This is a genomic window from Qipengyuania psychrotolerans (assembly GCF_019711355.1).
GTDB lineage: Bacteria > Pseudomonadota > Alphaproteobacteria > Sphingomonadales > Sphingomonadaceae > Qipengyuania > Qipengyuania psychrotolerans.
In genome coordinates this window covers 861,306-873,310 of the sequence record NZ_CP081297.1, presented here as the reverse complement: position 1 = coordinate 873,310, position 12,005 = coordinate 861,306, and the positions used below count along the sequence as shown (strand labels likewise).

Annotated in this window: 12 protein-coding genes; 4 read left to right on the top strand and 8 right to left on the bottom strand. The window is 60.6% G+C overall.

Going from position 1 to position 12,005, the window contains the following annotated elements:
* From K3166_RS04315 to K3166_RS04305, 3 genes are all read right to left on the bottom strand, one after another.
* A complete protein-coding gene (locus K3166_RS04315) occupies positions 1–246 on the bottom strand; it encodes an accessory factor UbiK family protein (RefSeq protein WP_221423455.1) in 246 nt (81 codons plus the stop codon).
* Positions 247–277: 31 nt separating this feature from the next.
* Positions 278–832 (bottom strand): TspO/MBR family protein, encoded by a 555-nt coding sequence (locus K3166_RS04310; protein ID WP_221423454.1) that lies wholly within the window; start codon positions 830–832, stop codon positions 278–280.
* A gap of 94 nt (positions 833–926) precedes the next feature.
* On the bottom strand, positions 927–1,952 hold the full coding sequence (locus tag K3166_RS04305) for an NAD-dependent epimerase/dehydratase family protein (protein WP_221423453.1): 1,026 nt from the start codon (positions 1,950–1,952) through the stop codon (positions 927–929).
* Between the two features lie 59 nt (positions 1,953–2,011).
* Between K3166_RS04305 and K3166_RS04300 the strand changes: the two genes are divergently transcribed.
* Positions 2,012–3,121 carry an NAD(P)/FAD-dependent oxidoreductase gene (locus K3166_RS04300; RefSeq protein WP_247714774.1) on the top strand — a complete coding sequence of 370 codons (1,110 nt, stop codon included), beginning with the start codon at positions 2,012–2,014 and terminating at the stop codon, positions 3,119–3,121.
* Here the strand turns inward: K3166_RS04300 and gorA are convergent.
* The 5 genes from gorA to pgi form a co-directional block, all read right to left on the bottom strand.
* A complete protein-coding gene (gorA, locus tag K3166_RS04295) occupies positions 3,118–4,473 on the bottom strand; it encodes a glutathione-disulfide reductase (RefSeq protein WP_221423451.1) in 1,356 nt (451 codons plus the stop codon). The two genes, K3166_RS04300 and gorA, sit on opposite strands and share 4 nt — an antisense overlap.
* A 77-nt stretch (positions 4,474–4,550) precedes the next feature.
* A complete protein-coding gene (locus K3166_RS04290; protein WP_247714728.1) occupies positions 4,551–5,225 on the bottom strand; it encodes a CDP-alcohol phosphatidyltransferase family protein in 675 nt (224 codons plus the stop codon).
* 88 nt (positions 5,226–5,313) lie between these two features.
* The gene (locus K3166_RS04285) at positions 5,314–6,693 is read right to left on the bottom strand and encodes a DEAD/DEAH box helicase (RefSeq protein ID WP_221423449.1); all 1,380 of its coding nucleotides are present in this window, start codon (positions 6,691–6,693) and stop codon (positions 5,314–5,316) included.
* 208 nt (positions 6,694–6,901) lie between these two features.
* Positions 6,902–7,888, bottom strand: a complete 987-nt coding sequence (locus K3166_RS04280; RefSeq protein ID WP_221423448.1) for a calcium/sodium antiporter — start codon at positions 7,886–7,888, stop codon at positions 6,902–6,904.
* Positions 7,885–9,468 carry a glucose-6-phosphate isomerase gene (gene pgi, locus K3166_RS04275; RefSeq protein WP_221423447.1) on the bottom strand — a complete coding sequence of 528 codons (1,584 nt, stop codon included), beginning with the start codon at positions 9,466–9,468 and terminating at the stop codon, positions 7,885–7,887. The genes K3166_RS04280 and pgi overlap by 4 nt, the downstream gene beginning before the upstream one ends.
* Before the next feature lie 53 nt (positions 9,469–9,521).
* Between pgi and lepB the strand changes: the two genes are divergently transcribed.
* Genes lepB through era form a run of 3 tightly spaced genes read left to right on the top strand, consistent with a single transcriptional unit; the run spans position 9,522 to position 12,003 of the window.
* Entirely contained in the window at positions 9,522–10,421 is a 900-nt protein-coding gene (gene lepB, locus K3166_RS04270) for a signal peptidase I (protein WP_221423446.1), read from the top strand.
* Positions 10,418–11,089: a ribonuclease III gene (gene rnc / locus K3166_RS04265; protein ID WP_247714727.1), complete on the top strand. Its 672-nt coding sequence runs from the start codon at positions 10,418–10,420 to the stop codon at positions 11,087–11,089. The genes lepB and rnc overlap by 4 nt, the downstream gene beginning before the upstream one ends.
* On the top strand, positions 11,086–12,003 hold the full coding sequence (gene era / locus K3166_RS04260; RefSeq protein WP_221423445.1) for a GTPase Era: 918 nt from the start codon (positions 11,086–11,088) through the stop codon (positions 12,001–12,003). The genes rnc and era overlap by 4 nt, the downstream gene beginning before the upstream one ends.
* Positions 12,004–12,005: the final 2 nt, after the last annotated feature.

Below are 12,005 nucleotides of genomic sequence, written 5' to 3'. Positions count from 1 at the left end.
TCACTTGTGCTTGGCTTCGAGGGCGGTGATGCGGTCGGCCAAATTGTCGCATTCTTCACGTGCCTTGCTGGCCATGGCCTTCACCGCGTCGAATTCTTCGCGGGTGACGAAATCCATGCCGCCAAACGCTTCCTTGGCGCGTTCACGCGCGGTTTCGCGCGCTTCACGGGTCATGCCCGCGAATGTTCCGGCAGCCGAATTGGCGAGTTTCACAAAATCGGCGATGAGCGGGTTCTGGCTTTGCATGACTGCTATCTAGGAGCGTTCGGCTCCGGCTTCAATTGCCGATGCGCACACGTTCGGACATACCTGCCGGCGTTCCGCCATCAGCGTCCGGATTAAGCTCGAGGAATTGCCAGTTCAGCGCTGTCGCGAACAGCACCCATGCGAGATACGGAAGCAGCAGCATTCCGGCGAGGCGGCGCACTTTCCAGAACAGCGCGATCACGATCACCAGCGTGATGTCGATCACGACCAGCAGCACCAGTGCCCAGGTAAGTTCCTTCATGCCGAAAAACACCGGCGTCCACGCCAGATTGAGCAGGAAATGGATAGCAAATGCGGTGAGCGCCGCACCCCGGCCCCGGGCACCCCATGCGGCGCAGATCAGCGCGACCGCCAAACCAATCATCACATACAGAATCGTCCAGACGATGCCGAATGCCGCTGGCGGCGGGTAAATGCCGGGCTTTTCAAGCGAGCGGAACCAGAAGCTGTCAGGCCCGCCAAGCTGCCCGGCAAGAAAGCCGAGCAGGACGCACAGCGGCACAGTGAAAAGTGCCCAGCGAATGAAACTTGCGCGCAACTGTCCGCGCGAAGCCAATACGTTCATCGAAAACCCCTAAGGCGATTCGTTTGATGGTGTTCTGACTACCGACAGGCGCGCTGGCAACACGCAGACGCAAACCATTCCGCAGCGGGACGGTTCAAACTTTAACGACGCCGTGTTCGATCAGGCTGTTGGCACAGTCCACAATGCTTTCTTCGGCAGCACGCGTTTCCCAGCCCAGCCGGTCTCTGGCGTGGCTGGCATCGACGTTTCTGGTCTTGCCCACCTCGTTCTTGATCGATGCGACGCCGGGATTGAACAGCGCGAGGACGGATACCATCCAGTTCGGCATCACGCGTTTCGGTACCTTGCGGGTTTTGTCTGCTGGCAAACGCTGCCTAAGAATGTCGGCGATCTCGATGATCTTCATGAACTTGCCCGCGGCAAGAAAACGCTCATTCGCAAGACCAGGCTCTTCCAGGCAGCGGACATGCAGATCCGCGACATCGCGTGTGTCCACAATGGCAAAACCCAAGTCGGGCGCCATCGGCATTTCGCCGCTAAGCACCTGCTTCACAGCTTCGACAGAAGGCGAAAAGTCGGCATCGTCCACAGGGCCGAGCACCATGGCCGGATTGACCGAGACAAATTCCATGTCGCCGCCCTCCGCTGCGATCCAGTCGCGGGCGGCGCGTTCGGAAATGGTCTTGGATTTGACGTAAGGATAGATGTCCGGATGCGTGATGTCCGTCCAGTCGCTCTCATCGACGGTATAGACTTTCTCAGCGCGACCATAGGCGACGGCTGCCATGGAACTCGTCTGCACGAACCTCTTTACGCCCGCATTCTTGGCGAAACGCAGCGCCCGCAGCGTGCCTTCACGCGCGGGGACGATCATGTCGTTTTCGTCCTTGGGTGTGGAAGTCGCGATCGGCGAAGCGACATGGGCGACATGCGTGCAGCCAGCCACCGCGTCTGCCCAGCCATCGTCGCTCATCAGGTCCGCTTCAAAAACTTTCAGCCGGTCATCGCCAGGGTCACCGAACAGGTCGCGCAGGCGAGCCTCGCTTTTCGCCTTGTTGCGCACAGTCGTATGGACGTTCCAGCCCTTTGCCAAAAGCTGTCGGATGAGTTCACCGGCAATATAGCCTGTGCCGCCGGTTACGAGTACTGTGCCTGTCATCCGCTTTCTCCCTCGGCGCGAACCTAGGGCGAAGGGTTGCAAAGGGCAACGTAGTGACGATGCGCAAGATCGATTTCGTGGTGATCGGCGCCGGTATCGCCGGACTTTCCGCCGCCAACCGGCTCGCTCGGCGCGGTTCGGTCCTGGTGTGCGAGACAGAGGAAGCTTGCGGCTTCCATGCTTCGGGGCGAAGCGCCGCATTTGCGCATTTCGATATGGATTCCCGACTGGTCCGTGCGCTCACCGCAGCAAGCCTGCCGTTGTTCGGCCGCACTGCCGCCCGGTTCCATCCGGCGCTTTTCATCGCCCTTGATGGCCAAGAGCGCAAGCTGAACTCCCTCGCTTCAGATTACCGGGAATGGGCGCCCCGCCTCGAGCGGTTGAGTGCAGATGAGGTACAAGGAATGGTGCCGATCTTACGCACCGGAAAAGGTGGAGTGGTCGGCGGCTTGCTCGATAAGGACGCGCGCAAACTCGATGCCCACGCGATGCTGGAGACGCACCGCAAATCGATCATTTCCGCTGGCGGGGAAATCGCCCTGCGTTCACCGATAAAAGGGCTCTCCAGGCAAGCTGGCCGCTGGATTGTCGACACCCCTTCGGCGAGTTATTCGGCCAAAGTCGTCATCAATGCGGCAGGTGCGTGGGTCGATGAAATTGCCCGCTTGGCTTCGGTCGCACCGATCGGCATCGCGCCGCTTCACCGGACCGTCATCACTTTCGATGTGGTTGGCCAGCACGATATGCGTGCCTGGCCCTTCACCAAGACTGCCGGTCCAGGCTTCTATATCGAGGCTGAAGGCACGAGCCGCCTGCTCGCATGCCCGATGGACGAGCACCCTAGTGCCCCCTGTGATGCGCAGCCTGGAGAAGAGGACGTGGCCCTCACCGCCTGGCGGATCGAACAAGCGACAACCCTCACGGTACCGCGCATAGCGAGTAAGTGGGCAGGCCTGAGAAGCTTCGCACCGGACCGGGAACCGGTTGTCGGCTTTGACGCCGCCGCTCCTGACTTTTTCTGGCTGGCCGGACAGGGCGGGTTCGGTCTGCAAACCTCGCCCGCGCTCGCCCTCGCTGCGGAAGCGATCGCTGCAGGTACCGACTGGCCCGAAGAATTGCGCGCCGTGGGTGTGGAAGCGGGCGCGCTTTCGCCTGCCCGCCTCGACTAACGCATCAGGACCAGTTCTTCCGCCATCGTCGGATGGATGGCGGTGGTTGCATCGAAGTCTGCTTTGGTCAGCCCTGCCTTCACCGCGATTGCTGCCGCCTGCATCATCTCCGGGGCTTCGGGCGCGATCATGTGGATGCCGACAATCTTGCCGCTGTCTCCGTCGCAGATCATCTTCATGAGGCTGCGTTCGTTGCGGCCTGCAAGGACGTTCTTCATGGGACGGAAATCGGACAGATAAACCTTGACGCTGCCGAGCTTGTTCTTCGCTTCGCCCTCGGTCATGCCGACTGCCGCGATGGGCGGGTGGCTGAATACTGCGCTGGGAATGCAGCTATGATCCACGGCAATCGGATCGCAGCCGCCGAAGACTGTATCGGCAAAGGCCTGGCCTTCGCGAATGGCAACGGGGGTAAGCTGGACGCGGTCGGTCACATCGCCAACGGCATAAATGTGATCGGCGCTCGTCTTGCTGAACTTGTCGACCTTGATCTCGCCATTGTCGCCCAGTTCGACGCCCGCATTCTCGAGGCCGAGACCTTCGGTGTTGGGAAGACGTCCAACCGCAAACATGACGAGGTCGGCATGTTCTTCCTCGCCGTCGGAAAGCTTCACGAAATATCCGCCGTCTTCGCACGGCTTGATGTATTCGAAGGTCGTGTTGAAGCGGAAGTTGATCCCCTTCATGATCGAAATCTGCAGCAAGCGGTCGCGCACCGCCTCGTCATAGCTACGCAGCAAGGTATCGCCGCGATTGACGATATCGACCTTGCAGCCGAATTCGTTGAAAATACCGGCAAATTCGTTGGCGATATATCCGCCGCCTGCGATAATGATCTTCTTCGGAAGCTCATCGAGATGGAATGCCTCGTTCGAGCTGATCGCGTGCTCTGCACCCTGGCATTCGGGCATCCGCGGACGCGCGCCGGTGGCGATAAGGATGTGCTTTGCAGTGACCTTCTTGCCGCTGGCCAGAGTGATCTCGTGCGGCCCGGTTATCTCGGCCCGCTCGTGAAAGATCGTGACGTCGTGGTTTTCCAACGTCTCGGTATAGGCGCCTTCGAGCCGGTCGACGTCGGCCAGCACATTGTCGCGCAGTTTCTTCCAGTCGAAGCTCTTGCCTTCGATTTCCCACCCGAACTTCTGGCAGTCCTCGAGATCTTCGGCAAAATGCGCGCCGTAGACGAGCATCTTTTTCGGCACGCAGCCGCGGATGACGCAGGTGCCGCCTACGCGGTGCTCCTCCGCAATCGCGACCCTGGCCCCATGAGCAGCCGAGACCCGGCTGGCGCGAACGCCACCCGAGCCAGCACCGATAGTGAAAAGGTCAAAGTCGTAATCGGTCTCGGCCATGCGGCGCTCCTGTCAGCGTGAGGGGGCGATATCGCTATCCGATAGGCGTTTGCCAAGCGCGCAGTTACGAACGCGTCCTAGTTAAGCGGAGGCTCCTCCGCCGCGAGACGTCTTGCGACTTGTGCAGTTTGCACCGCAAATAGCACAATCAAAAGCAGGCCAACTCCGCCAACGAACAAATCGAAAGGATTGAGATACCCGACTACCGGCGCTTCATGACCGACAAAATACATGGACATCGTCAGCGCGATCAGGACCAGCCGGAGCTCGGTTGGCCCGGCATTCATATAGGACAGACGCAGTTCACCCATCACTTTGACTGACAGGAAGGCATGGATGGACATGAGCAGATACCCTGCCAAAGCGACAAGCGCGACCTCGAGCAAAACATAGGGCGTCAGGCCAATTCCCACCACAAGCAGTGTGGTCGCAAACCCGTCGCAGCTGTGATCGAGGAAGTAGCCGTAACGTGGCCGTTCGATCTTGCGAAAGCGCGCCACACTGCCGTCGAGTGAATCTCCGAACCAATGAACAATGTAGCCTGCAACAACCAGCCACAACCAGTCCCGGTCAGCATTGCTGCCAATGTAACCAGCAAATACGAGCACAGCGCCGAACATCCCGAATGCGGTCAGCATGTCGGGGGAAATTTGACGCGGCAGATGAGCACATAGCCAGTCCAATGCACGCCGCTCGACACGAGCAACCAGATTGTGCTGGATCCTGTTGATGGGCGAAACAACCGGCTTCATGTCGGATTCCATTGAACTACTTTCGTAGGGCTGGGGGACCGCCGGCGTATATGCACCGGCGGCTCCGCACTATCCAGCATTTCATCTTTTATGCCGTGCGACTGGCACCCGACCTCCGGCGGCGATTGCCGCCGGGACGTCCGCCACGCGCCTGCCCGCCGCCGCTCGCGCCATCGCGATTGGGTGCGCCTGCACGGTTGGGGTGCTTGTTCTTGGGCTTGGGCTTCTTCGCTGCGCCGCCGGTGGGGCGCACCTTGGGCTTGGCCATGCGCTGGCCCGGCGCTGCGCGCTTGGTCGGGCCGACGCCTTCCACGACTGCTCGGAAATTGTCGGGCAGCGGCAGACGTTCGAATTCCGCGTCGGTTTTCTTGCGAATATCCTTGAGATAATCGCGTTCGTCCTCGGCGCAGAATGCGATGGCCACACCGTCGCGGCCTGCGCGTGCGGTACGGCCAATGCGGTGAACATACTGTTCCGGCACATTGGGCAGTTCGTAATTGATGACGTGGCTGACGCCCGGAATGTCGATCCCGCGCGCGGCGACATCCGTGGCGATCAGGATCGGTGTCTTGGCCCGCTTGAATTCGTTCAGGGCCCGCTCGCGCTGGGGCTGGCTCTTGTTACCATGGATGGCATTGGCCGGGATACCGACTTGAGCAAGCTTCTTCACGACACGGTCGCAGCCGTGCTTCGTACGCGCGAAGATCAGCACGCGTTCGAACTTGCCCGGAACCTGATGGCGTTCGGACAGCATCATTTCGAGCAACGTTTGCTTCTCGTCCTGCTGTACCATGAAGAGATACTGGTCGATGCGTTCAGCGGTCGAGCTTTCGGGCGTGACGCTGACAGTCACAGGATTGCGGCAATATTTGCCGACAAGTTCCTTGATCTGGCTCGGCATGGTGGCGCTGAAGAACAGCGTCTGGCGCTGTTCCGGCACGAGCTGGCTGATCCGGCGCAGAGCGTGGATGAAGCCGAGGTCGAGCATCTGGTCCGCTTCGTCGAGAACGAGGATCTCAACCTTGTCCAGCGTGAACGCCTTCTGGTCGATCAGGTCGAGCAGGCGGCCGGGCGTCGCGACGAGGATGTCGGTGCCGCGGTGCAGCTTGTTGCGGTCCTTGTTGACGGACGTGCCGCCGACGATCGAGTGGACCTTCAGGCCTGCCAATTGGCCGTAATCCTTGGCGCTTTCGGCGATCTGGCCAGCCAGTTCGCGCGTCGGTGCAAGCACCAGCATACGGCAGGACTTAAACGGAGTCTGGTTTTCGGCCTCACGGAGGCGGTCGATGCTGGGCAGCATGAAAGCTGCGGTCTTGCCGGTACCGGTCTGCGCGATACCCATGAGGTCGCGCCCCGAGAGCACTGGCGGGATAGCCTGCGCCTGAATGGGAGTGGGTTCGGTGTAGCCCTTGAGGTCAAGCGCTTGAAGCACGGGCTGCGAAAGCCCGAGGTCTGAAAATTGTGTCATGAAAACTCGCATAGCATGCGGCGCGCAGACGAATTTGTCGCGCGGCGCGGGTGTCAAACGACCCGCGTGAAAAGGGAAGTCTTTGGGAAAAAGACCGAGGCGCGGCTGGGGCAATGCGTTGTGTTCGCATCGCCGCTTCACGCTGGCTAGCGCGCTTCGATGGCCGGCATGTGGGCGCAACCGGCCGAAAAGTCAATGAGCGCCCGTTTTAAAGTGCGCCCACTGTGTAGATTAAGAAGCCGGCGTAGGCCGCCATCAACACGGCACCCTCGCGTCTGCCTAGGCGGCCGCCAGTCCAGGAAAATACGATCGCCGCGCTCGCCGCCGCGAACAGGATCCACAGATCCACGGTCAACACGCTATCGGGGATCGGTCCCGGCGCGACCAACCCGGTGATCCCGCCGATGAAGAAGATATTGTAGATGTTCGAGCCAAGCACGTTGCCGAGCGCAATATCGCTTTCCTTGCGGAATGCCGCGACCACGGTGGTGGCAAGTTCGGGCGCAGAGGTTCCGGCAGCAACCACGGTCAGGCCGATAACCGTATCGGATACGCCGAGATCCTCGGCGATTTCGATGGCCGCATCGACAAGAATAGTACCGCCCGCCACGATGACGCCGATACCGATCAGGAAGAATATGACCGCCTTGAGGATGCCTGTGCGATCTTCGTCTGGATGGCCGTGCAGGCCGGGGTCCACATGTTCAGCCGCTGCCGTGCGCTGGCTGGCAGCCTGCGGCGAATGACCGGTCTTCTCCTGATGATAGGCAAACGCCAGATATGCGATGAGGATTGCCAGGAACCCGAAACCTGCACCTCGGCCAAGGCCGATCGAATTGCCCGCAGCAAGCAGCACCGCGACCCCGAGCAAGCCCACCATCCCGTCACGCCATAGCACGCTTCCGCGCACCGTAATCGGAGCGATCAGGGCGGCTGCACCCAAGATCAGAAGCGTATTGGCAAGGTTGGACCCGACGATATTTCCGATCGCGATCCCCGGCGAACCGGCGAGCGCGGCCTGCACGCTGGCCGCGAGTTCGGGTGTCGATGTGCCCAGCCCCACGATCACGAGACCGACCAGCATTGGCGAAAGACCAAGCTCTTCAGCCAGGCGCGAAGCGCCGCGCACGAGCAGCTCGCCGCCGACCATCAGCAAGGCGAGCCCGGCCAATAAAAGCAGAATTGTCTCGGTCATTCGTTTAGCCCCGCAGCAGCCAGAAGACCTTCGGTGCTGGCGTCAAATTCATTCCCGCCTTCTTCGATGGCATTGGCCATCTGCTTACCAAGTTCGACACCGAACTGGTCGAATGGATTGATGCCCATCAGTACCGCATTGGCGAAGGTGCGATGCTCGTGGAACGCGATCAACGCCCCTAGAGTGGCGGAATCCAGATCGTCACACAAAATCGTCGCGGAAGGACGGTCCCCCGGATAATTGCGCGCAGGGTCCTTGCCCTTCTTGCCTGCCATCAACGCCGCGCCCTGGGCAAAGCAGTTCATAAGCAGGATCCGATGGTGCGCAGGGTCGAGATCATCGCCCGGCGCAATACTCGCGATGAAATCGACCGGGATCAGGTGGGTGCCCTGATGGAGCAGCTGGAACACAGCGTGCTGCGCGTCAGTACCGACACCGCCCCAGGTAATGGGCGCGGTCGGCCCATCGACCGGCTGCATGTCTGCCGTAACGCGCTTGCCATTGCTCTCCATCTCCAGCTGCTGGAGGTAGTCGGGAAACAGGCCCAGCCGCTCGTCATAGGCGAACACGGCACGTGTCTCGCATTTACGAACCCGCGAATAATACAGGTCCGAGAAGGCAGCGCGCAGGACCAGATTGCCGCGTCCATCCGTGTCACGGAAATGCACGTCGATCGCAGCAGCGCCCGCCAGCATTTCGCGGAAATCTTCCATCCCCACCGCCATCGCGATAGGAAATCCGATCGACGACCAGATGGAGTACCGGCCGCCGACACTTTCCTGAAACGGCAGAATGCGGGTCTCGTCGACGCCCCAATCCACCGCGCCTTGGGGATTGGCAGTCAGCGCAATTACGCGGCCCGAAGGATCATCGACGTCGTTGTCGGCGAGCCACTTCAGCGCGCTTTCCGCATTGGTCATGGTCTCGATCGTGGTGAATGTCTTGCTGGCGACCGCAATCAAGGTCTTGGCCGGATCGCATTTGGCAAAGGCGGCTTCCAGTGCCGCGCCGTCGATGTTCGAGACGACGTGCACATCGCAGAGCGACAGGTCCCGGCTGAGCGCATCCACACCCAGCGCCGGTCCAAGCGCGCTGCCGCCGATACCGATGTGGATGAGGTGGGCAATTTCGCCGAACGCGCCCTGGTGGATGGCTTCGACAAGCATTCCCATGCGGTCGATAAGGGCCGCCGCCTCTTCGACTTTTGCAGCGTCGCCGACACCGCGCAGCGTCGTGTGATCGGCGGCGCGGCCCTCGGTCGGATTGACAATCTCGCCCGCGAAAAGTTTGCTCCGGTGTTCGCCGAATTTCATCGCATCGGCCAGTTCTTCGAACTTGCCCAGCACAGCCCTGTCCAGATGGGTCTTGGACCAGTCAAACAGGATGCCGCCCGGTGCCATCGGATCGTCTTCGCGCCCGGCACCAAGTTCGAGTCGGCCAGTGAGCATTTCGACCCGCGCCTTGCCGCCCGGTTCGTCCACGCCCTCACCGCCATCGCGCTGCGAACTGAACAGTTCAAGCAGCGTTGGCTGAGGTATGCTTTCAAGCTCGTTCCACAGGTCTGCGGCAGTCTTGGTCATGGCTTGGCGAAAGTCCTTTCGTGACGGTCTTTGTGCGACTAGGGAATGCGGCGATGATTGAGAACCCCGCAAAGAGCGAAACCCGCGCGGATACGAATGTGACCGGTGCGAAAGAGGAAGACGAAAGCTGGGGCAGCTTTCTGAAATTCTGCCTCAAGCTCGTCCTTGTCGTGCTGTTGTTTCGTACGCTTGTCGCCAGCTTTTTCACGATTCCTTCCGAAAGCATGCTGCCGGGCCTGCGCATCGGGGACTATCTGATAGCGGCCAAATGGCCTTACGGTTACAATGAAAATTCGATGCCGCTGGGCCTCCCCGGCCCGAAAGAGCGCGTTTTCGGCAGCTTGCCCGCACGCGGTGACGTCGTGATTTTCAAGCACCCGGTCGACAAGACCGACTACGTGAAACGCGCCATCGGCCTTCCGGGCGACACCATTGCCGTGCGGGACGGCCAGTTGATCCTCAACGGTCAGGCTGTGCAGCGCGAAGATGCAGGCTACGTCGATATTCCAATGAGCACGAATACCGCCTGCCGCAGCGACGGCGGCCAAATAATCGACAATTTGTGCCGGTATCGTCAGTTCAAGGAAACGCTGCCCTCGGGCAAAAGCTACATGACCATCGATTTCGGCAGTTTCGGTGCGCGGCCATTGCGGACAGCCAGTGGACAATTGCTGGTCGACGCAAGCGGTCGCCCGGTCATGGTGGATCCCGACAACACTGCGCCGTTTATCGTTCCGGCAGGCAAAATCTTCGTCATGGGTGACAACCGCGATAATTCGCTCGACAGCCGGTTCCCTGCGGTGGGCGGACAAGGCGTCGGCGTCATCGATCAGGAATTGCTGGTCGGACGTGCAGGCTTTGTCCTGTGGTCGACCGATGGAAGCGCCGAATGGCTGTTGCCGTGGACATGGTTCACGGCGGCGCGGTGGGACCGTATCGGAGAAAGCATTTGAGCCAGCTCGAACCCGAAGCACGCGAATGGCTCGAAAAAACCGGCTTTACCGTTCGTGACGAGGCACTTTGGCAAGCCGCCCTCACGCATGGCAGCATGGGCGAGAAGCGCGATTACGAACGCTTGGAGTTTCTTGGCGACCGGGTACTGGGCCTGTCGATTGCCCAGTGGCTTTTCGACCAGAGCGACGCGCCCGAAGGCAAACTGGCCCAGCGCCTCAACGCTATCGTCAGCCGCGAAATGTGCGCAACCATTGCGCGCGGCATCGACCTGTCGGAGCATATTCGCATTTCACGCCAGGCGCGCGCGGATGGTGGCCGTGATAGCGACAATATTCTGGGCGATGTCATGGAATCGCTGCTAGGTGCGCAGTTCATCGACAACGGTTTCGACGAGGCGCGCGAGCTGGTCCAGCTCCTGTGGCGCCCCGCTCTCGAAGGCGGCGCAGGCGAAAGCAAGCATCCCAAGAGCGCGTTGCAGGAATGGGCAGCCGGCAGTCGGCGCAAACCGCCCGAATACGACGTCATCGACCGCAGCGGACCCGACCATGCCGCCAGGTTCACGGTCAGGGTAAAAGTTCACAAGGTCGGCGAAGCAGAAGCTACCGCCGCCAGCAAAGGCGAAGCCGAGAAGGCCGCCGCAAAGGCATTTATGGAGAAATACGCGTGACCGAAACCAGCAACACCAGATGCGGCGTGGTGGCCGTGCTGGGCGCGCCGAACGCCGGCAAATCCACGCTGGTGAATCAGCTCGTCGGCCAGAAGGTCGCGATCACAAGCGCCAAGGCACAGACCACGCGTGCCCGCATGATGGGCATCGCGCTGCATTCGGCCCCCTCCGGCGAAACGCAGATGATCCTGGTGGATACACCCGGCATTTTTGCCCCCAAACGCCGCCTCGACCGTGCAATGGTCAATGCGGCATGGGAAGGCGCTGAAGCTGCCGACGCGCTGCTTCTGCTGGTCGATCCGATCAAACAGCGCCGCCACGAGCTCGAGCCGCTGATTGAACAGATTGCAAAGCGCCCTGAACGCAAGATCCTCGTTCTGAACAAGGTGGACCGCGCGAAAAAAGAGCCCCTGCTGGCTTTGGCACAGGAACTTGGCGATCAGGTGGATTTCGAGGAAGTGTATTTCATCTCCGCGCTGACCGGTGACGGTGTGCCCGAAATGAAGGACGCGCTTGCCAAGATGATGCCCGAGGCCGAGTGGATGTATCCTGAGGACCAGGTCAGCGATGCGTCGGAACGCCTGCTCGCAACCGAAATCACCCGCGAACAGCTTTACAAGCAGCTGCACGAGGAACTGCCCTACGACAGCGCGGTGCGTCCCGAAAAGTACATCCAACGACCAGACGGCAGCGTGGAAATTCACCAGCAGATCGTGGTCATGCGCGACAACCAGCGCATGATCGTGCTCGGCAAGGGCGGCAGCCGTATCAAGGCAATCGGCCAGGCCGCGCGCGAGGAGTTATCCGAACTGCTAGGTCAAAAAGTCCATCTGTTCCTGCACGTCAAGACCGACGAACGCTGGAGCGATGACAAGGAAATGTTCGAGGAAATGGGCCTCGACTGGGTGAAGTGAGC